We start from the raw sequence: 18,985 nt of genomic DNA on the forward strand, positions 1-18,985 counted from the left end.
AGAAGCCGGGGCGGCGGGGCCGGAAAGGCAGGTTATTCCTCCAGCCGGAATCCGGCTTTCAGCGTCACCTGGAAATGGGCGATGGCGCCATTGACGATGTGGCCGCGGGTTTCCACCACTTCGAACCAGTCCAGGTTCTTCACGGTCTTCGAGGCGCGTTCTATCGCATTGCGGATCGCGGCATCCGAGCCGTCAGGGGAAGAGCCCACCAGTTCAATGATCTTGTAAGTATGTTCGGACATGTCGTCACCTTTCTTTTCGTCGTGTATGAGGGCATTCCAGCCGGCGCCGACGGCGCGCCAGCGTGCTCAGGCTAGACCAGAGCGACCGTCACTGGTTCAGGCAGACCCGGGAAAGATTGCGGGTGCTCAACAGTAAGTCGGCAGGCAGGCTCGGCGAGTGACGCGGCAAAAAGAGAGGGAGGGAGTATCGACAGAACGGGGAGCATGCCGTGGCAGGCATGGCGGCCGGGCAGGGCCGTGGAGAGGATATGGACCGATGCCATGCATGGCCGCGCAAGGCGGCCTGCAGGACTTTGACGGGGTGCGCGATATTGCCGGCGCAGCCCCGGCATTCTTCATGCCGTCATCAATGACGGCGACGCTGCTGTCCGCCGCCCATCGGGCCGCGTTTCTCGATGTGACGGAAGGTGATGCGGCCCTTGCTCAGGTCATAGGGCGACAATTCCAGCGTGACCTTGTCGCCGGCCAAAATGCGGATGTGATGCTGGCGCATCTTGCCCGAGGTATAGGCGATCAGCTGGTGGCCGTTATCCAGGTCGACCCGGAAACGCGAGTCGGGCAGGACTTCGGCAACCAGACCATTCATTTCAAGCAGTTCTTCTTTAGCCATGTTCTTTTCCCTTGTAATCGTTGGCGCCCACGCAAAAGGCGAGGGCACGGCAAAGCGTGGCGCGGCAGCGCGCGCGTCTGTTCTGATGGCAGCCTGGAGCGTGGGCCGCCGGTGAGCTTGTCTTGCCGGTGCCGGCGCGACGCCTGGCGGCAAGGCCTGTCGTTACTTGCTTGCGCCAGCCAGGCAGCATGGCCGGCGCGGTGATTGTTGCGTTGAACAGTCAGCAGGCTGGAAAGGCGTTTGCTTGCGACTGGGCGATGTGGATGGAAGGCGGTGCTGCGTTCCGGCCAGGTTATTGACCGACAAGTCAGTATTATACCCGATCCGCCCGCTTCGCGCCTGGCATGGCCTGGCGCCGGCCGTCATCGTGATGGCTGATCCGTGTCAATCGGCATGGCCGAACGGCGGTTGCAACGGGCGGACTAAGCCGGGTGCCGCTACGGCAATGGTCAACGCATCGAAAAGGAGATTCATGGATTCCGTTCCCCAAGCCCCATCCAGCCCGCGTGCCGCGCTTTCATCGGCTGGCGACGAGCCGCCATCCTCCGCGCCGGCGAGCCAGGCCGCGCCGGTGCTGTCGCAGCCGCAGGCCGACGACGGTGTCAGGCGCTTTTTCCATGCGGCTGCCGGCGGGCCGCGGGCGCAGCCCGGCGCGCTGTCGCAGGCGTGGTCCGCGCTGCCGGACAAGCAGGATTGAACCGGGCCGCATGGCGGGGCAGCGATTTCGCCAGCCGGCCATGCGCAGCCGCATCACTGGCTGCGCGCGCTTCACGTATGCTGGGTGTTTTTCAGCGGAATCCAGCACCATGTCGATATTCTCCTCTGCCGCCGTGCGCGCCCTGGCGCCTCATCTGGTTGATCTGGTCAAGGGCGTGCTGCCGCTCTTCACGCCCGAGCGCGAAGCGGCCGAAGCGCCGCCCGAACAGGTCGACGATGTGCAGCAGCGGCAGATCAGCGAGCTGCAGCAGGCCGCCACGCTGCAGGCCACGGCCATACGCGAACTTGCCGAGCGCAGCGAAGCCTCGATGCGCGCGCTGGAAGCGGAACTGGCCGGGCAAAAGCGGCTGACGCAGGCGGCCCTTGCCGTCGCGGTGCTTGCGGCGCTGCTGGCGGTATGGGCCTTGCTGCGCTAGCCGGCCGCCGTATCAGCCGGCGCCGTGAAGCCGGGCATTCTGGTCGCGCTCGACCTTGCTGACATAGCGCTGCACCAGCGCCAGCGTCGCCGCGTTCGGATTGATGAAGGCGCAGCCTAGGCGGCGCGCCACCCGGCCGTTGTAGAGCGTGAGTTCGCAGCAATTCATCACGCACAGGTGAACGATGACATTCTGCGCGCCCGGCAGCTGCAGTTCGCAGTGGCTGTATTCCGCGCCCGGATTGGCGTCGAGCAGCTGGTGGTCGTCGATCAGCGCGAGGCCGCCGGCGCTGACGTTCTGCACCGCAAACGATACCGGCGGCGGGCCGGCGTCCTGGGCGATCTGGATCGCGCAGCGCGGCGACAGCACGCGGTAGTGCTCGCGCCGCTGCAGCCGGATCATGGTCTTGGGCAGCGCAATGCGCAGCGCCGGCCGTCCGTCGTGCAGGCATGCGGTCGCCTGCTTGGCGAAGAAGGCGATGCGGATGCGATCCAGCGCGGTATCGAAGGAGATGCTGTCGCTTGCCAGAATCCGGTCGATCTGCGCCTGCTCGCGGGCGGTGTCGATGATCACGCTGCCCTCGTTGACTTCCAGCACCGCGGTGGCGAGCGCTTCCTCGCCGTCGGCGAAGATCATGCGCACCAGTTCGTGCTTGTCTTCCAGCCGGCGCAGCAAGGCGATGATTTCACGGCGCGAGTGGATCAGGTAGGGCCCGACGTCGTCGACGCCGATATTCATTTGCAGGTTCATTCAGGTCCATCAGAGGGTTGATCGGGTAAGGCGGCTTTTTCAAGCCGGTAGAGCCAGGCCAGCAGTTCCGCCACGGCGCGGTACAGCGCCGGCGGAATGTCGCGGTCGAGGTCGACCTGCATCAGGAGCGCCACCATCTCCCTGGATTCATGCAGGAATACGCCATGCTCGCGGGCGCGCGCGATGATCTGGTCGGCCACCAGCCCATAGCCCTTGGCGACCACGCGCGGCGCCTTGTCGCCCTGGCCATAGGACAGCGCCGCGGCGCTGCGGCGCGGGTCAGACGGGTTCATGGCGCACGGCCATCAGGTCCAGCGGCAGGCCGGCCGCTTCCAGCGCGGAGGCCAGCTCGCCGCCGCTGGCGCGCAGCAGCGCGGCGCTGCCGCCATCCTGCGCGCGCAGCGTCAGCTGCAGCCGGCCGCCCTGCAGCTGCAGGCTGCCGGCAACGGCGCCCAGTGCCGGCAGCTCCAGCCTGACCGTGCTCTGCCAGGCGCGCTCGGCCGGCGGCTGCGCCGTGGCGGACTGGTCGCGGGCCTGTTCGCGCACTTCCCATTGCATGGCCTGGCCCGGCAACAATTCGCCCTGCCAGCTCACGCCGCGCTGTTCCAGGGTCTCGAGCTGCAGGCGGATCAGGGGCGCGGCGTCGAGCGCCGGTGGCGCGCCATCGGCATGGGAAGGCGCGGCCATGCCGGGCATGCCCTGGATGACCTGCAGCTCGGAAGGGCTGTCGGCGGGAATGACCTGCGCGGCCTGCATCTGCGGCTCGCGCTGCAGCTGCGGCAGGGAACGGGCGCCGTGCGCCCACTGGCTGACGTGAGACTCATAGAACAGGCCGCTGTACTCCAGGCTGCCTTGCAGCGCCTGCGCCAGCGGCGCGGCCTGCAGAGGCGCGTTTGGCGCAGCCAGCGGCGCGGCGCCGGCCAGCGCCGCCATTGGCGCCGACGCGCTTGACGCGGCCGATGCCTGCATCAGGCTGCTGACCAGCCGGGCGGCGGGACTGACGGATGTTTGGTCCTGCGCTGCCGGCCGCTCCAGCAGGAACAGCGGGCGCGGCTCGCGTCCCACCATGGTCAGCGACAGCTGTTCCCCGACCCGGGTGCCTTCCGGCAAGGCCATGCGGGCGGCGGTATCGGCAATGCCCACCACGAAGTCGCCATTGGACAGGCGCGACAGCACCTGCGCCTGAAACGCCTTGCCGGTTTCCAGCGCGGTCAGGCGGCGCAGGCTTTCCTGGCCGGGCTCGCCGAGCGCGGCGACCGGCACCGTAGCGCCGACCGGCGCAGCCGGGGCGATGCCGCCGATGCCGCCGATGCCTGGAGGAGCCGCCATGGGCCGGCCTAGCCCTTGTGGCCGTTATGGCCGCCAAGGCCCTTGTGGCCATCGCGCTGGGACGGCCGCTGGGCGACGCCCTGCAGCAGCCGCGACAGCTGGTGCAATGAAGGTTCGGTGATGTTGCGTATCTCGCGGTCGTCCGCCAGGATGGATTGCAGCAGGCGCACCTTGCGCGCCCGCAGTTCCGCCGGCAGCGCGGGCGCCGGCCCGCCGTGCCTGAGCACTTCCACCTGGTCGGCGCAGGCCTGTTCCAGCCGCTGCAGCGCATCCCAGTCGTGCGAGCGGGCCGCGGTGAGCATCTGGCGCGTCAGGGTCGACACATTCTCATACAGGCGGATGACGTCCTCGCTGCTCATTGCCATGGGCCCGCCACTGTCAGGCCGGACCGGGCCGCGCCGGCGTGCCGCGGGGCGGGCAGAGCACAGGCGCTGCCTGCGCCATGCATACTTCCAAACATACTTCTGTCTCCTGATCCGGATTGAGGCCGCGCTGTCGACTGCCGTCGTGAAAGCGCCCAGGGCGCGAAAATCACACTCTAACGGTATAACGGCAGCTTCAATCAGGACTTTAGAGGGGCAAAGCTGCCCTTATTCAGACATCAACATGGTCGGGACGCCGGGGCAGGGAGGCCGGGCGCGATGGCGCCCTTGGCCGGGCCGGCCTGGCGATGGCGGCCGACTTGCCCCGGTCGCACGAACCGGCCAGGCCGGAGGCGCTAATCCACCAGCTTGTGCTTGATCGCGTAATGGGTCAGTTCGGCATTGTGCCGCAGCCGCATCTTGGCCAGGAGGCGCGAGCGGTACATGCTCACGGTCTTGACCGACAGCGCCAGCTCGGCGGCGATGTCGCTGACCGCCATGCCCGAGGCGATCATGGTCAGGGTCTGGAATTCCCGGTCCGACAGGCTTTCATGCAGCACCTCGTCGCGGTCGTCGCTGACCTGGTTGGCCAGTTGCTGCGCCAGTTCCGGGCTGATGTACTTGCGCCCCGACGCCACCTGGCGGATCGCATTGACCAGCTCGGCCGGGGCGCTCTGCTTGTTCAGGTACCCAGAAGCGCCGGCCTTCAGCGCCCGCACCGCGTACTGGTCTTCGCGGTGCATGGACAGCATCAACACCGCCAGCGCCGGCTTTTCCTTGCGGATCTGCTTCAACACCTCGATGCCGCTGCGGTCGGGCATGGAAATGTCCAGCAGCAGCACGTTGCTGTCGCAGCCGCGCACCAGCTGCACCGCCGACAGGCCGTTCTCGGCTTCGCCCTCGACCACGATATTGCTGGTGTCGGCCAGGATCTGCTTCAGGCCCTCGCGCACGATCGCATGGTCGTCGGCAATCAATACCTTGATGGTCTTCCCGTTGTTCCTGTTCATGATGCGGCCGCTTCCCGGTGATGTTCGCGCGCCGGCGGCAAGGGCAGCCGCACCGCCACCCGGCAGCCCGGCCCGGCGTCGTTCGGCCCGACGTCGATCTTGCCGCCCAGCGCATGCACGCGCTCGACCATGCCGCGGATGCCGAAGGACTTGGGCTTCATGCGGTCGGCCGGCGACAGGCCGCGGCCGTTGTCGCGCACTTCCAGCGCAATCGCATCGTCCAGCACGTCTAGCCTGACTTCAACCCGGGAAGCATGGGCATGCTTGCCGATATTGGTCAGGGCTTCCTGGAAGATGCGGAACAGGCCGGTCGCCTGGTCCGCCGGCAGGTCCACGTCCTCGACGCTGGCGTGGGGTCCGCGCAGTTCGCACGGTATGCCAAGCTGCTTCTCGAATTCCTGCGCCTGCCAGGCAATCGCCGCGACAATGCCCAGGTCCAGCGTGCTGGGGCGCAGGTCGCGGGAAATCCGGTGCGCCGCTTCTATGGTGCGGTCCACCAGCGCATCCACGTAGTCCGCCTTTTCGCGCAGCAGGGTGTTGCCCTCCGGCAGGCGCCGGGTAAGCTGGGACAGGGCCATCTTGATGGCGGTCAGGTTGCCGCCCAGGTCGTCGTGGATTTCCCGCGCGATCCGGGTGCGCTCCTCTTCCTTGACCCGCTCCACGTGGGCCGACAGTTCTTCCAGCTGGCGCCGCGAGCGCAGGATGTCCTGCGCGGCCTTCTTGCCCTGGGTGATGTTGGTCATCAGCCCGTCCCACTGGATGCCGACGCCGTCGATGCGGCGCGGCGTGGCGCGCAGGTTGATCCACTTGATGTCGTGCCAGGTCTCGATCCAGATCCGGCCTTCCCAGTTCCAGCCCGCCAGGCGGCCGGCCGATGCCTGCATCGTCTCCAGGTAGGAAGCGCGGTCTTCGGGTTCGATCAATTGCAGCAGCAGGCCGGGGTCGTTGCGCAGCCGGTTGGCGGAGATGCCCAGCAGGCTGGCGCAGCCGCGGCTCAGGTACGGGAATGCCTGCGTGCCGTCATCGCGCAACAGGAACTGGTACACCAGTCCCGGGGTATTGGAAGCAACCGCTAGCAGGTCGGATGTGCCCGCCTGATGTGCCGCTTCCTGGCTGTCGTGCTGAATGCTTGCCGCCATGCTGTTCTCGTGCCGCCATCCGCCGCTTGATGGCGAAAACGGCAATTGTTATTTCTTGTTCGTAAAATTGTTGCGCATTTCTAATCGAACGCCGCAACGATTGCCGCACAATAGCATTTTTGTGTGGAAACCTGAAGCCAGCGCAAACCCGGTGTGACGGGAAGCGCACACCGCATTGTTTCTTGTGGGAAATTGCGCTATAAGATTGTTTCTGTCTGCCCACCGGTGAACATGCTAAAGACCGGAGGCCGGCTGCCGATAATCAGGGGCAGGAGAGGGAAGCGGAAACCCCCAGCGGATAGTACGACTGGCGCCGGCGCCCTGAACACGCACTGCTAACACTTGAATAACGCAACACCGAACCCCGCGGAAAAACGATGGTCGTCAGCATGAAAACAGGCCGGGTGCAGCAACGTGCCGAAGGCTTGAAGGAATTCGAATTTACCGCACGCGATTTCGAGCGGGTGCGCGCGCTGATCTACAAGCAGGCTGGCATCGCCCTCGCGCCGGGCAAGCAGGAAATGGTCTACAGCCGCCTGGCGCGGCGGCTGCGCTCGATTGGCATGCATTCATTCGAACACTATCTCGACATGCTGGAGCAGGACCGCGCCAGCGCCGAGTGGGAGTCGTTCACCAATGCGCTGACCACCAACCTGACCTCGTTCTTCCGGGAGGAGCATCATTTCCCGATCCTCGCCGAGCATGTGCGCAACCGGCGCGACGTCAAGGTCTGGTGCTCGGCCGCGTCCACCGGCGAGGAGCCGTACTCGATCGCGATGACGCTGTGCGAAGCCTTCGGCACGCTGACGCCGCCGGCGGAGATCCTGGCCACCGACATCGACACCAATGTGCTGGCCACCGCCGAGGCCGGCGTCTATCCGATCGAGCGGGTGGAGCGGCTGTCGCCCGAGCGGCTGCGCCGCTTCTTCCAGCGCGGCACCGGCGCCCAGGCCGGGCTGGTGCGGGTGCGGCCCGAGCTGCGCAAGCTGATCACGTTCCGCCAGATCAACCTGCTCGACGACAGCTATCCGATCAAGTCGGCCTTCGACGTGGTGTTCTGCCGCAATGTGATGATCTATTTCGACAAGCCGACCCAGGGCCGCATCCTGTCGCGCTTTGCGCCGCTGATGAAGCCGGACGGCCTGCTGTTTGCCGGCCATTCGGAAAACTTCCTGTATGTCAGCGACGCATTCAAGCTGCGCGCCAAGACGGTCTACCAGCTGGCTTCGGCTCGCCCATTCTGAGAGCATCCATGCCCATCGCCAAGCCCGAGCATTTCGCCAGCAACCTGTACTACGACCGCACCTTCGACAGCGACGCCGCGAAAATCCTGCCCGGCGAATTCTATTGCACCATCAAGGACATGCTGATCGTGACGGTGCTGGGTTCCTGCGTGGCGGCCTGCATCCGCGACCGGGTGTCGGGCATCGGCGGCATGAACCACTTCATGCTGCCCGATGGCGGGGACAGCGACAATCCGCTGATTTCCGCCTCGGCCCGGTATGGCACCTTTGCGATGGAAGTGCTGATCAACGAACTGCTCAAAAGCGGCGCGCGCCGGGAAAACCTGGAAGCCAAGGTGTTCGGCGGCGGCAACGTGCTGCGCGGCCTGACGGCGCTGAATGTCGGCGAGCGCAATGCCGCCTTCGTGCGCGCCTACCTGAAGGCCGAGGGCATCCGGGTGGTGGCGGAAGACCTCAACGACGTCTTCCCGCGCAAGGTCTATTTTTTTCCGCGCACCGGCCGGGTGCTGGTCAAGAAACTGCGGGAACTCAACAACAACACCCTGGTCAACCGCGAACAGGATTACGCCAGCCGCCTGCAGGGCGGCAAGGTCGGCGGCGAGGTCGAGCTGTTCTGACGCGTTGCGCCATCCGGCGATTTTTTTCCGCCGCCGGCCCGGCGCCAGCCGGCCGGCGGCGGCCGGCGTGCTATGCTCCCGCCATTTCAAAACCAACCCCGCAAGCTGTCCATGACTACACCGACTCCCGTTCCCAGCCCGGCGCAGGCCGCACGCGTCCTGCTGAAACAGCTGCAGGCTGATTTCGAGGTGTTCCGCCAGGCCAAGCCACTGGCCATCGGCATCGACAAGCAGCTCATCGCCAAGCTGCCCGATGTCAACCGCAAGGTGCTGCGCATTGCCCTGGGCATGCACACCAATTCGCTGCGCTACCTGAAGGTGATGGAAAAGGCGACCGAGCGCTTCAACCTGGAAGGGCAGGTCGATGGCGAAGTCACCGACACCCATCGCAGCCATGCCGCGCAGACCGTGCGCGAGCGGCTGAAGAAGGAAGCCGACCAGCGCCGCGCCGAGCGCGCCGCCCAGCAGGCCGAGGAAGCGCGCCGCCAGAGCGAGGAAAAGCTGCACCAGCTGGCGGCCAAGTTCTCGCGCGGCCGCTGATCCACAGGGCCAGGCTTCTCCGGCCCGCGTTGACGCGCCGGCCGGCATCCCAAGGAAGGCTGCAGCGCGATCCATGCGATGCAAAAGCGGCCAGTGCAGTTTCGTAGTGTGCAATACCCCGTAGGGGCATTACGCCATCGGCCAAGCACGGAAGGCCGTCGCCATGACCATCACGGTACGCGACGCAAGGTGCAATGCCCTTCGGGTAGTGCGCCCTACGACCTCTGCTTCCAAGCCGTGCCCCATTTGTAAATGAGAATGATTCCCACTAAAATGGCGGCCGTGTTTCGGAAAAATAAGAAACACGGCGACCGGCGCGGTTAACGCCCGGACGCATTCATCGTCATTTCCGCCAGCCAGACCGGCATTCGCGCCGGCAGTCAGCCAGAAATTTTCCTGTTTCGTCCCGGCCGGACCGCGGCATTGCCGCGCGCCGCGCATGCCTTGCAGCCGGGACGGCAGCGCAACCTACATCAGACCAAGGTATCCCATGCCATTGCGCCGTACCGCGCTCGCCCTGTCGCTGGCCGCCATCCCTCTTTCCCCTGTCCTTGCCCAGACCGCGCCGGCCGAACTGGCGCCGGTGGACGTGATCGGCGAGCGCGCCGGCAGCTACAAGTCCAATAGTGTGCAGGTCGGCACCTTCCGCGACCTGGCGCCGCTGGACGTGCCGCAGACCAGCAATGTGGTCACGCGCGAGGTGCTGGACGCGCAGGCCGCTTTCGGCCTGTTCGACGCGCTGCGCAACACCGCCGGCGTGACCCGCTCGCAACTGTCCGGCTCGACCTACGACAACATCGCGATCCGCGGCATCCTGGTCGAGAACCGCGGCAATTACCGGCTCAACGGCTCGCTGCCCATCATCAACCTGATCGACGTGCCGCTGGAGAACAAGGAGCGGGTCGAGGTGCTCAAGGGCGCATCGTCGCTGTACTACGGCTTCGTGCCGCCGTCCGGCATCGTCAACCTGGTTACCAAGCGGGCCGGCAGGCAGGACGTGACCGACTTCACACTGACGGCCAACCAGTACGGCGGCGCCAGCATGCATGCCGACATCGGCCGCCGCTTCGGCGATGCGCAGCAGTTCGGCGCCCGCGTCAACCTGGCCGAGGGCAGGGAAGATACCGGCATCGCCAACTACGGCGGCAGCCGGCAGCTGGCCAGCGCCGCGTTCGACTTCCGCGCCAGCCGCGACCTGGTCTTCAAGCTGGACCTGGAGCATTACCGCAAGACGGTGTCGGAGCAGGCGGCGATCCGCATCCCGGGCGCCGCCAACGGGCGCATCAGCTTGCCCGGCGTGCCGAACAACCGCCAGAACCTGGCCGCGGAATGGCAGAAATACGATGCCCAGGCGACCAACCTGCTGTTTCGCACCGATTATTCGATCAACGACAACTGGTCGCTGCTGCTGGAAGCCGGCAAGGCGCGCACCGAACGCGACCGCCATTTTTCCGAATTCCGCAGCTACAGCCTGGCCAGCGGCGACGGCACCCTGCTGAATTACTTTGGCCGCGGGCAGACCTATGACAATGAAAACTACCGCGCCGAGGTGACCGGCCGGCTTGCCACCGGGCCGCTGGCCCACGAAGTCAGCCTGGGCTACAACCTGAACCGCCGAGGTTCCGCGTCCGGCGCGTCCGCCACCCCGGTGGGCGTGGCGCAGAACCTGTACGACCCGGTGCCGATCGCGCGGCTGTCCCCGGCCTATACGGTGCCGTCCGCCCGTTCCGACATCCGCGACGCCGGCTGGTACCTGTCGGACCGCATCCAGATCAGCGAACGCTGGCAGGCCATGGCCGGCCTGCGCAGCAGCAGCTACCGCAGCGCCTCGGCCAGTTCCCGCTACGAGGCCGACGACGTGACGCCGTCGCTGTCGCTGATGTTCAAGCCCAGCCCGAAGACCTCGGTCTACGCCAGCTACATCGAGGGCCTGGAGGAGAGCGGCCAGGCGCCGCTGAACCGCGCCAATGCCGGCGAGTGGCTGGCGCCGGCGGTGGCCAGGCAGAAGGAGATCGGCGTCAAGGCGGAAGTGGCGCAGGGCGTGCTGCTGCAGGCAGCCTGGTTCGACATCCGCCGCCCGTCCACCACGGTGGATGCAAACAACCGCTTCGTGCTCAACGGCCTGGCCGAATACAAGGGCGTCGAACTGGCGGCGTCCGGCGAGATCAGCCGCGACCTGTCGGTGATCGCGTCGGCGCTGTTCCTGGACGCCAGCCAGCGCAACGCGCAGAACCCGGCCACCTTCGACAAGACCCCGGAGAATACGCCGCGCCGCACCGCCAGCCTGTTTGCCGAATATCGCTTGCGCCAGGTGCCCGGCCTGGCCGTGAGCGGCGGCCTGTTCTACGTCGGCAGCCGCCCGGTGAACAATGAAAACCAGGCCAGCATCGGCGGCTACGCCACGCTGTCGCTGGGCGCGCGCTACACCGCCCGCATCGCCGGCAAGCCGACCACCTTCCAGGCCGTGCTCGACAATGCCACCGACAGGAATTACTGGAGCGCCGCCGGCAATGGCTATATCGGCGTCGGCGCGCCGCGCACATTGAGGCTTTTGGCCAGGGTGTCGTTCTGATGCGGGCAACGGCTGTCTGGCTGCACCGCTACCTGGGCCTGGCGCTGGGCGCCGTGCTGCTGGTAAGCGGACTGAGCGGCGCCTGGATCGTGTTCGGCAAGAGCATCGACGCCTCGCTCAACGCCAGCCTGCTGCGGGTGCAGCCGCAGGCCGGGCGGGCGCCGCTGGAGCAGGTGCTGGCTGCGGCGCGGCAGGGTGCGCCGGGGCTGGAAGCAAAAACCGTCTTCCTCCCGGAGCAGCCCGACCTGGCGCTGGAAATCCGGTTTCGCGGCACCGACCTGCGCGCCTACGTCGACCCCTACAGCGGCGCGCTGAAGGGCACGCGCCATGCCGGCGACAGCCTGAACGGCTTCCTGCTGGACCTGCACATGCATCTGCTGTCGGGCAAGACCGGCGAGCAGGTGATGGGCTGGGTCGGACTCGGCGCGCTGGCGCTGTGCCTGGCGGGCCTGTGGCTGTGGTGGCCGCGCCGCGGCGGCTTTGGCAAGGCGCTGGGCGTGAAATGGGGCGCGTCGCCGTACCGGGTCTGGCGCGACCTGCACAAGCTGGCCGGCGCGGCATTGTGCCTGTTCATGCTGCTGGGCGCCGGCACCGGCGCGGCGCTGGCGCTGCATGACGTGCTGACCGAGCCGCTGCTCAAGGCCCTGACCGGCGAGGGCACGCGCCGCAAGCCGCCGTCATCGCGCCCGCCGGCCCCGGCAGCGACCGCGGCCAGCCTGTCGGCCATGCTGCAGGAGGCCAGCCGCCTCCATCCGGACGGCCGCATCACCCGCGTCGGCCTGCCGTCAAGGCCCGATGAGGCGGTGCTGGTGCGCATGCGTCTTCCCGGCGAAGTGCACCAGTATGGCCGCACCTTCCTCTGGTTCGACCGGCACGACGGCGCGCTGCTGCGCCAGGACAATGCGCTGCAGGCCAACCTCGCCACGCGGGTGCAGAACTGGTTCTATCCGCTGCATACCGGCAGCTATGGCGGCCTGGCCACGCGCTGGCTGCAACTCGTCGCCGGACTGGCGATGGCATTGCTTTCCCTGTCCGGTGCCTGGCTGTTCTACCGCGGCTGGCGGGCGCGCACGGCGGCGCGGCCCGCGCCGGTCCGCGCCGTCCCGTAGCGTTTCCCGCTATTGGCCCATCTCAGCTGTGGGCAACGATGACATGGTAGTGGCCGCGGCCGGCGCGCTTGACCTCGTACAGCGCCTCGTCGGCCTTGAGCGACAGCGCTTTCATGCCGATGCCGCCCGATCCGGTGAATGTGACGCCTATGCTGGTCGAAACGGCGTGCATCCGGTCTTCGACCATGAACGGCCGGGCAATCGCCTCGAGAATCTTCTGCGCCACGCCGGCGGCTTCCTCCTGGCCGCCGATACCTTCCAGGATGACGGTGAACTCGTCTCCGCCCAGGCGGGCGACCGTGTCGGTCGAGCGTGTCGCCATGCGCAGCCGCTGGGCAAACTCCTTCAGGACCAGATCGCCGGCGGCATGGCCGAAGGTGTCGTTGATCGCCTTGAAATGGTCCACATCGAGATACAGCAGCGCCAGGCCGGCGCCGGTACGGCTGGTGCGCGCGAGCGCGTCACCGAAGCGCTCCTCGAAGGCGCGGCGGTTCGGCAGGCCGGTCAGGGAGTCCGCCCGGGCCTGCATCTGCAGCTGCCGCTCCTGCTGCTTGAGCGTGGTGATGTCGGTGGAGAGGATGTAGATCCCGGCGACCCTGCCGTCATGCATCTGGGGAATGTAGGCGCTCTGCAGCGACCGGGTGTCGCCGTTGATGTTCATGTCGATGTCGAAGCGGACTTCCCGCCCCGCCAGGCATTCCAGGAAGTAGCCCTTGCGCTCCTCGAAGGCATCGGTGCCGATCACCTGGACCACCGGCTTGCCTATCATGTCGGCCGGGGATATGCCCAGCCATTCGTGGTAGGTGGCATTGGCAAACCGGTACACCAGGTCGCTGTCGACGTACGCGATGTAGACCGGAAGATTGTCCGCGATCGTTCGCAGCCGCGCCTCGCTTTCCGCCTGCGACAGTTCGCTGTTCTTGCGGGCGGTGATGTCGATGCCGATGGCGTAGAAGCCGTCGGGATGCCCCGCCGCGTCCAGCCTGGGCAGGTAGGTGGCGTGATAGTGCGCCCTGGCGCTGCGCAACTGCATCTCTCCCTCGAAGCTGACCCGTTCGCCCGCCATTGCCCGTTCCATGTAAGGCCGCACTATCTCGAACTCCGCGAACCGCCTTTCATGGGCGTGGCTTACCGGCTTGCCGGTGAGGTTTTCGCTGGTGCTGCCGTAGTGGCGCGCCCCGCGCTCGTTGATGTACACGAAGTTGCCGTCGCGGTCGACCTGCGCAATCATCACCGGCAGGTTCTCGGTAATGGCGCGCAGCCGCAACTCGCTTTCGATGCTGCGGCGCTCGGACTGCTTGACGGCGCTGATGTCCTTCATCGCCACCACCGCGCCCAGCTTCTTGCCTCCCGAATCGGCCATGGCCTTGCCGCTGGCCAGCAGGACGCGCGCGGGCTGCTTGTCAGAGGCGATCAGCATTTCCTGGTCATGCACGGTTTCGCCGTTCATTGCCCGCACCAGCGGAATGTCGCCTGTACGCAGGCGTGTCCTGCCATCGGGCTGATACAGCCTGTACTCCAGCGCCCACTTGTCCGGCGGCAGGTCCTGGGGACCCAGGCCGTGGAAGTCACGCGCGGCCCGGTTGAACACGGTCAGCCTTCCCTCCGCGTTGCACGCGACGACGCCGACGTCGATCGTGTCGAGCACGGCGTCGAGCAGCCGTTCCTTTTCCTCCATCTTCCTGGCTGTCTGCCGGCGCTCGGTGATATCGCGGATGAAGGCGCCGAACAGCACGGCGCCGTCGATGCGATAGGCTGTCAGCATCATCTCGACCGGCACCTCGGTGCCGGACTTGGTCCTGGCACGCATTTCCAGCTGCCGGTTCAGGTAGGGGCTGTCGCCGGTGGCGAGGATATCGCGCATTCCCTGCTCGAACGCGGCTTGCAGCTTCAGGGGAATGAGCGTGCTGGTCAGACGCTTGCCGATCGCCTCTTCGCGGCGCCAGCCGAACATGCGCTCGGCAGTATGGTTCCAGCCGGTGATCGTGCCGTTGGCGTCGGTGGCGACGAAGGCGTCGTTGGCGCTTTCGATGATGGTCCGGAAATGTTCTTCGCTGGCCTTGAGGCGCAGTTCACTGCGCATGCGCCGCTCCACCTCGGCCTGCAGAGACCGGTTGCTTTCCTCGAGCGCACGGGTGCGTTCCGCAATGCGCTCCTCCAGATCGGCGTTGAGCTGCTGCAGGGCCAGTTCGGCGAGCTTTTTTTCCTGGATGTCCTCGATGACGGAGACGAAATAATGCGGCAGCCCGTCGCTGTCGCGCAGCAGGGATACCGTCAGGTTGATCCAGATGACGGCGCCCTGCCTGGTGATGTAGCGCTTCTCCATGGAGAAGGTCCGCTGCTGCCCGCTCAGCAGCGCTTCGGTCAGGGCGAGGTCCTTTTCGAGGTCGGGCGGGAAGGTGACATGCTGGAAGGTCGTCGCCATCAATTCGTCCGCCGGATAGCTCAACAGGTCGCACAGCGCCTGATTCACGCGCAGGAAGGAGCCATCCAGCGCGACATGCGCAATGCCCACGGCCGCCTGCTCGAACGTGGCGCGGAATGCGTCATTGGCCTGCCGCAGCGCATGCCGGCTCTGCACGGACGCCCTCGCCAGCGCGGTTTGGGCGATCTCCGCCTCGACAAGGCCGGCCAGATCCCGCAGGCAAGCCTGATCCTCGGCGCTCATCTCCCGGGGCCGGGTATCGATGATGCACAGCGTGCCGATCGCTTGCCCGTCCGGCGACTTCAGGACCTGGCCGGCGTAGAAGCGGATGCCGGGCGCGCCGGTGACGAGCGGGTTGTCCAGGAAGCGGGCATCGCCGCATGCATCCGGCACCACCAGCATCGTCTCGTGACGAATGGCGTGGTCGCAGAAGGCAATCGCGCGCGGCGTTTCCGTCTCCGTGATTCCGCAGCGTGACTTGAACCACTGCCTGCTCCGGTCCACCAGGCTGACCAGCGCGATCGGCACGCCGAAGACCCGCTGCGCCAGCCGGGTGATGCGGTCGAACCGCTCTTCCGGCAGCGTGTCCAGAATGCCGATGGCGTGAAGGCTGGCCAGGCGAATTTCTTCATGCAGCGCTGGGGGGTGAGAATCCATACTTCCAGGAAATTAAATTATTTCCTAGAAGTATTAATTAGTTCTGGTTGTCTGTCTATCGGTCATTGGGATTCTCGTTGCAGCCTGGTATCGAATGGCATGGAGCCGGCTCCATGAATACCGGGACCATGATGTTTTTGGCAACCGGACGGGACAGGCTGCCGCGGGCAGGGCCAATGTCGTCAGGCGGGCCAGGACGCGATGGCAGGGGACAGGACAGGGCGAGGCCGGACTGGCGTCAGGCCTGCAGTTCGCGGTACATCGCCACGAATTCGCGGCTGAGCTTGTGGCCGGCGTCCATATGGATCAGGGGCAGGCTCAGGCCATGCGATTCCCGCATCTTGACCGAACTCGACAGCCTGGTCTGCAGCAAGGGCAGCTTTTCCTCGACCAGCTGCGCGACCAGGCGCTGCGGGACCGAGGCGCGCGCCTGGAACTGGTTGACCACGATGCCTTCTATGCGCAGCGCCGCATTGTGGTCGGCCCGGATCTCGTCGAGGTTCCTGAGCAGCGTGTAGAGCGCCTGGCGCGAGAATTCGTCGCAGTCGAAGGGAATCAGGCAAACGTCCGCGGCGATCAGCGCCGACTGCGAAAAAAAGTTATAGGCCGGCGGCGTATCGATGATGATCTCGGCAAATTCCTCCGACAGCTTGTTGAGCGAATCGCGCAGCTTGTAGATCTTGTGGCGCGATTCAAGCTTGGACTGCAGATCGCCGATCTCCGGGTGGGAAGGAATCAGGAACAGGTTGTCGAACGGCGTCGGATGCACATAGTCGCTGTCCGGCGTCGGATAGAACTGGAAGTCGAGCGACTTTCTGAAAAAGTCGGCGAGCGTCGGCGTCAGCGCCGACGCCGCGGCGCCGCCGAGATAGCGGCTGGCATTGCACTGCGGATCCATGTCGATGAGCAGGGTCTTGAGTCCTTCGCTGGCGGCGATCGCCGCGAGGTTGACCGCGATGCTGGATTTGCCGACACCGCCTTTCTGGGTAAAGACCACGCGCTTCATGAGGCTCCTCTCGAATTTGCACCGACAGTAACTGAAAATGCTGCATTGCGTCAAATGCCGTCCGCCGGCCCGGGCCATGTTTGCGATAATAACGGCCATACTTCCACGCAACGTCCGTGCATAATCAGCCGGTCGCGATGCTGCTGCTTGCCAGCGCAGACAGGCGGCCAGCGCAAAAACCCAAGAGCCGGCAAAAATTGAACAAGAGCGGAATTCTTCTCCACGTCGCAGGTTTATGGACGCTTTCCACGCTGGACGCGTCGGCAAAGTGGCTGGTGCTGGCAGGCGTGCCGGTACTCATGGTGACCCTGGTGCGCTACCTGATGCATGTGCTGCTGATGACAGCCGTCGTGCTGCCGTCGCAGGGCAGGGCGCTGCTCAGCACACGGTCGCTGTCCCGCCAGCTTGTCCGCGGCCTGCTCATGGTCTTGTCCACGGTGCTGTTCTTCTCCGTGCTCAGGCGCCTGCCGCTGGCCGAGGCGACCGCGCTGAACTTCATGGCGCCGCTGTTCCTGATGGCGATGGCGCCCTGGCTGCTCAACGAGCCGCATCGCCTGCATCGCTGGGTCGGCGTGCTGCTGGGTTTCACCGGCGTGCTCATCGTGGTGCGTCCGGGCGCGCAGCTCGACCCCGTCGGCGTTGCCCTTGGCCTGCTGACGGCCATCACCTTCGCCTTTTTCCAGATCGCCACGCGCCGCGTCGCGCATGACCATCCGCTGACCACCAATTACTATGGCGGCCTGTTCGGCTCGGTGGCCCTGCTGCTGGCGCTGCCGTGGTTCTGGACCATGCCGGCCTTGTCGGCGGCGCAGTGGCTGCTCCTGCTTTCCACGGGACTGACCGGTTTCCTGGGACACCTGATGCAGATCATGGCTTACAGCAGGACGCAGGCAACGCTGCTCGCCCCGTTCAGCTATTTCCAGATCGCGGCGGCGGTCACGCTGGGCGGACTGGTTTTTGGCCAGCTGCCGGACCTGACGACCGCCGCCGGCATCGCCCTCATCTGCCTGGCAGGGCTCGCAGTGGTGTTATGGGAATCGCGCACGATGATTCGACGGCTCGCCGAACGCCAGTGACCCGGGCCGGCGCCATCGGCGTCGCCGTCACCGTGCGGGCGCCACGCTCAGGCCGGCGCGCGCCAGCCGTGGCGGATCGATGAAGTCGATGAAGCGTTCGCCGCCGGCCGTGCGCAGCATCCGGTCCGCCCGGGCCTTGTCCGCCGCGTCGAGCGACCGGTAGTAATCGCGCGCCCGCTGCAGCATCCATAGGCTGTACGGGCGGACGATGCGCTCGCCTTCCCGGCCTTCCAGCGCGAAGGCATGCATGCCGATCGCCCGTGGCAGCGGGTCGCCCGGATGGGCGGCCATCCAGCTTTCCACCCGGCGCGCCGAGTCGGCAAGCACCGGAAGCTGCTCGGCGAACATGCGCCGCAGCACAGGAAGCAAGGTCGCAGGCATGGCATCGTCGGGCAGGAACTGGCCGGCCAGCGGCGTCGGATGCTGCATGCGCTCGACCCATTGCACCACGTTCGGCGCCAGCCTTCGCATCAGCTCGCCGCTCTTTGGATCGCGATACTGGTGGGCATACAGCGGACCGATCAGGCCGAAATCGCCGATCGAAGGCCGCCCGCCGAACAGGAAGGGATGCTGCCCGAAATGGACATCGAGTTCGGCAAGCAGCTTTTCGTAGGAAGACTCGACGGCCGCCTGCATATGCGGCTGCGCGCCTAGCAGCACCGCAGCCTGCGCAAAGGGCTCGGCGCGACGCGCGCCTATTTCCTTCTGGCGCTGCGGCGGCGCATCCGGCGCGCTGAGTTCGCCGAACGATTGCATCGCCCATTCCCGGTTGTGATGCCAGCGGTAATGCATGGCCGGTATGACCAGCCACTCGTCGCCGTAGGTTTCCAGCAGCAGCGCGGCAAGCCGCTGCAGCGGCGTGTCGGGGTAAACCGACGGGCCCGGACTGTGGGCCTCGAGCGCGTCGATGATGTCGGTGCTGTCCTGCAGGCAGTCGTCGTCCGGCGTGATCAGCACCGGAATCACCGGAAACCCGACGCGGGGAACGATCACTTCCCGGAAGGCGGCGGCGTCGGCCGCTATTTCCTCGAAAGGAATGTCCTTCCAGCGCAGATAGGCGCGCACCTTCCCCGTGAAGTAGCTGATCTGTGCGCCATACAACGTGTAGCCATGTTCCTGCATCTGCGTGCCTCCCAGTTTGCGACACGGCCCGACCTGGCCTGT

General features: G+C 66.2%; 19 protein-coding genes. 8 read left to right on the top strand and 11 right to left on the bottom strand.

Features of this window, described 5'->3' with window-relative positions; genetic code table 11:
* Positions 1-32: 32 nt before the first annotated feature.
* Together ABC383_RS02540 and infA are read right to left on the bottom strand one after the other, a co-directional pair.
* Positions 33-242, bottom strand: coding sequence for a dodecin (locus tag ABC383_RS02540; RefSeq protein ID WP_194713198.1), 210 nt, complete (start codon positions 240-242; stop codon positions 33-35).
* Between the two features lie 346 nt (positions 243-588).
* Positions 589-852 (bottom strand): translation initiation factor IF-1, encoded by a 264-nt coding sequence (infA, locus tag ABC383_RS02545; RefSeq protein ID WP_413011686.1) that lies wholly within the window; start codon positions 850-852, stop codon positions 589-591.
* A gap of 472 nt (positions 853-1,324) precedes the next feature.
* Between infA and ABC383_RS02550 the strand changes: the two genes are divergently transcribed.
* Positions 1,325-1,549: a hypothetical protein gene (locus ABC383_RS02550; RefSeq protein WP_413011688.1), complete on the top strand. Its 225-nt coding sequence runs from the start codon at positions 1,325-1,327 to the stop codon at positions 1,547-1,549.
* 109 nt (positions 1,550-1,658) lie between these two features.
* Entirely contained in the window at positions 1,659-1,985 is a 327-nt protein-coding gene (locus ABC383_RS02555) for a hypothetical protein (protein WP_413011690.1), read from the top strand.
* 12 nt (positions 1,986-1,997) lie between these two features.
* Here ABC383_RS02555 and ABC383_RS02560 read toward each other — a convergent pair whose 3' ends face one another.
* From ABC383_RS02560 to ABC383_RS02585, 6 genes are all read right to left on the bottom strand, one after another.
* Positions 1,998-2,735 carry a flagellar brake protein gene (locus tag ABC383_RS02560; RefSeq protein WP_413011692.1) on the bottom strand — a complete coding sequence of 246 codons (738 nt, stop codon included), beginning with the start codon at positions 2,733-2,735 and terminating at the stop codon, positions 1,998-2,000.
* A complete protein-coding gene (locus ABC383_RS02565; RefSeq protein ID WP_413011694.1) occupies positions 2,732-3,028 on the bottom strand; it encodes an EscU/YscU/HrcU family type III secretion system export apparatus switch protein in 297 nt (98 codons plus the stop codon). Before ABC383_RS02565 ends, ABC383_RS02560 begins: the two co-directional genes overlap by 4 nt.
* Positions 3,015-4,064 (bottom strand): flagellar hook-length control protein FliK, encoded by a 1,050-nt coding sequence (gene fliK / locus ABC383_RS02570; RefSeq protein ID WP_413011696.1) that lies wholly within the window; start codon positions 4,062-4,064, stop codon positions 3,015-3,017. Before fliK ends, ABC383_RS02565 begins: the two co-directional genes overlap by 14 nt.
* 8 nt (positions 4,065-4,072) lie before the next feature.
* Positions 4,073-4,429 (bottom strand): flagellar protein FliT, encoded by a 357-nt coding sequence (locus ABC383_RS02575; protein WP_413011697.1) that lies wholly within the window; start codon positions 4,427-4,429, stop codon positions 4,073-4,075.
* A gap of 353 nt (positions 4,430-4,782) precedes the next feature.
* Positions 4,783-5,436, bottom strand: a complete 654-nt coding sequence (locus tag ABC383_RS02580; RefSeq protein WP_413011699.1) for a response regulator — start codon at positions 5,434-5,436, stop codon at positions 4,783-4,785.
* Positions 5,433-6,575, bottom strand: a complete 1,143-nt coding sequence (locus ABC383_RS02585) for a sensor histidine kinase (protein WP_413011701.1) — start codon at positions 6,573-6,575, stop codon at positions 5,433-5,435. Before ABC383_RS02585 ends, ABC383_RS02580 begins: the two co-directional genes overlap by 4 nt.
* Positions 6,576-6,952: 377 nt before the next feature.
* Between ABC383_RS02585 and ABC383_RS02590 the strand changes: the two genes are divergently transcribed.
* The 5 genes from ABC383_RS02590 (at position 6,953) to ABC383_RS02610 (ending at position 12,657) form a co-directional block, all read left to right on the top strand.
* Complete coding sequence (locus ABC383_RS02590; RefSeq protein ID WP_413011703.1) at positions 6,953-7,819, top strand: CheR family methyltransferase; 867 nt, start codon at positions 6,953-6,955, stop codon at positions 7,817-7,819.
* 8 nt (positions 7,820-7,827) lie between these two features.
* On the top strand, positions 7,828-8,436 hold the full coding sequence (gene cheD, locus ABC383_RS02595) for a chemoreceptor glutamine deamidase CheD (protein ID WP_413011705.1): 609 nt from the start codon (positions 7,828-7,830) through the stop codon (positions 8,434-8,436).
* Positions 8,437-8,547: 111 nt separating this feature from the next.
* Positions 8,548-8,976 carry a ProQ/FINO family protein gene (locus ABC383_RS02600; protein WP_413011707.1) on the top strand — a complete coding sequence of 143 codons (429 nt, stop codon included), beginning with the start codon at positions 8,548-8,550 and terminating at the stop codon, positions 8,974-8,976.
* A 490-nt stretch (positions 8,977-9,466) separates the two neighbouring features.
* A complete protein-coding gene (locus tag ABC383_RS02605) occupies positions 9,467-11,548 on the top strand; it encodes a TonB-dependent siderophore receptor (protein WP_413011709.1) in 2,082 nt (693 codons plus the stop codon).
* A complete protein-coding gene (locus ABC383_RS02610; RefSeq protein ID WP_413011711.1) occupies positions 11,548-12,657 on the top strand; it encodes a PepSY-associated TM helix domain-containing protein in 1,110 nt (369 codons plus the stop codon). Before ABC383_RS02605 ends, ABC383_RS02610 begins: the two co-directional genes overlap by 1 nt.
* Positions 12,658-12,679: 22 nt before the next feature.
* Here the strand turns inward: ABC383_RS02610 and ABC383_RS02615 are convergent, their stop codons facing one another.
* Complete coding sequence (locus ABC383_RS02615; RefSeq protein WP_413011713.1) at positions 12,680-15,739, bottom strand: PAS domain S-box protein; 3,060 nt, start codon at positions 15,737-15,739, stop codon at positions 12,680-12,682.
* A gap of 238 nt (positions 15,740-15,977) precedes the next feature.
* Positions 15,978-16,745 (bottom strand): ParA family protein, encoded by a 768-nt coding sequence (locus ABC383_RS02620; protein WP_413011715.1) that lies wholly within the window; start codon positions 16,743-16,745, stop codon positions 15,978-15,980.
* A gap of 197 nt (positions 16,746-16,942) precedes the next feature.
* On the opposite strand from ABC383_RS02620, the gene ABC383_RS02625 reads away from it, so the two are divergent.
* The gene (locus tag ABC383_RS02625) at positions 16,943-17,821 is read left to right on the top strand and encodes a DMT family transporter (RefSeq protein ID WP_413011717.1); all 879 of its coding nucleotides are present in this window, start codon (positions 16,943-16,945) and stop codon (positions 17,819-17,821) included.
* 27 nt (positions 17,822-17,848) lie between these two features.
* Here the strand turns inward: ABC383_RS02625 and ABC383_RS02630 are convergent, their stop codons facing one another.
* Positions 17,849-18,943 carry a glutathione S-transferase family protein gene (locus tag ABC383_RS02630; RefSeq protein ID WP_413011719.1) on the bottom strand — a complete coding sequence of 365 codons (1,095 nt, stop codon included), beginning with the start codon at positions 18,941-18,943 and terminating at the stop codon, positions 17,849-17,851.
* Between the last annotated feature and the right edge of the window lie 42 nt (positions 18,944-18,985).

This window comes from Noviherbaspirillum phoenicis, assembly GCF_047237965.1.
In the GTDB taxonomy this organism is placed as follows: Bacteria; Pseudomonadota; Gammaproteobacteria; order Burkholderiales; family Burkholderiaceae_D; genus Noviherbaspirillum_A.

What these genes read in the sequence shown, in the direction of transcription:
- ABC383_RS02540 (WP_194713198.1), bottom strand. Translation starts at nt 242, where the DNA reads ATGTCCGAACATACTTACAAGATCATTGAACTGGTGGGCTCTTCCCCT.
- infA (WP_413011686.1), bottom strand. Translation starts at nt 852, where the DNA reads ATGGCTAAAGAAGAACTGCTTGAAATGAATGGTCTGGTTGCCGAAGTC.
- ABC383_RS02550 (WP_413011688.1), top strand. Translation starts at nt 1,325, where the DNA reads ATGGATTCCGTTCCCCAAGCCCCATCCAGCCCGCGTGCCGCGCTTTCA.
- ABC383_RS02555 (WP_413011690.1), top strand. Translation starts at nt 1,659, where the DNA reads ATGTCGATATTCTCCTCTGCCGCCGTGCGCGCCCTGGCGCCTCATCTG.
- ABC383_RS02560 (WP_413011692.1), bottom strand. Translation starts at nt 2,735, where the DNA reads ATGAACCTGCAAATGAATATCGGCGTCGACGACGTCGGGCCCTACCTG.
- ABC383_RS02565 (WP_413011694.1), bottom strand. Translation starts at nt 3,028, where the DNA reads ATGAACCCGTCTGACCCGCGCCGCAGCGCCGCGGCGCTGTCCTATGGC.
- fliK (WP_413011696.1), bottom strand. Translation starts at nt 4,064, where the DNA reads ATGGCGGCTCCTCCAGGCATCGGCGGCATCGGCGGCATCGCCCCGGCT.
- ABC383_RS02575 (WP_413011697.1), bottom strand. Translation starts at nt 4,429, where the DNA reads ATGGCAATGAGCAGCGAGGACGTCATCCGCCTGTATGAGAATGTGTCG.
- ABC383_RS02580 (WP_413011699.1), bottom strand. Translation starts at nt 5,436, where the DNA reads ATGAACAGGAACAACGGGAAGACCATCAAGGTATTGATTGCCGACGAC.
- ABC383_RS02585 (WP_413011701.1), bottom strand. Translation starts at nt 6,575, where the DNA reads ATGGCGGCAAGCATTCAGCACGACAGCCAGGAAGCGGCACATCAGGCG.
- ABC383_RS02590 (WP_413011703.1), top strand. Translation starts at nt 6,953, where the DNA reads ATGGTCGTCAGCATGAAAACAGGCCGGGTGCAGCAACGTGCCGAAGGC.
- cheD (WP_413011705.1), top strand. Translation starts at nt 7,828, where the DNA reads ATGCCCATCGCCAAGCCCGAGCATTTCGCCAGCAACCTGTACTACGAC.
- ABC383_RS02600 (WP_413011707.1), top strand. Translation starts at nt 8,548, where the DNA reads ATGACTACACCGACTCCCGTTCCCAGCCCGGCGCAGGCCGCACGCGTC.
- ABC383_RS02605 (WP_413011709.1), top strand. Translation starts at nt 9,467, where the DNA reads ATGCCATTGCGCCGTACCGCGCTCGCCCTGTCGCTGGCCGCCATCCCT.
- ABC383_RS02610 (WP_413011711.1), top strand. Translation starts at nt 11,548, where the DNA reads ATGCGGGCAACGGCTGTCTGGCTGCACCGCTACCTGGGCCTGGCGCTG.
- ABC383_RS02615 (WP_413011713.1), bottom strand. Translation starts at nt 15,739, where the DNA reads ATGGATTCTCACCCCCCAGCGCTGCATGAAGAAATTCGCCTGGCCAGC.
- ABC383_RS02620 (WP_413011715.1), bottom strand. Translation starts at nt 16,745, where the DNA reads ATGAAGCGCGTGGTCTTTACCCAGAAAGGCGGTGTCGGCAAATCCAGC.
- ABC383_RS02630 (WP_413011719.1), bottom strand. Translation starts at nt 18,943, where the DNA reads ATGCAGGAACATGGCTACACGTTGTATGGCGCACAGATCAGCTACTTC.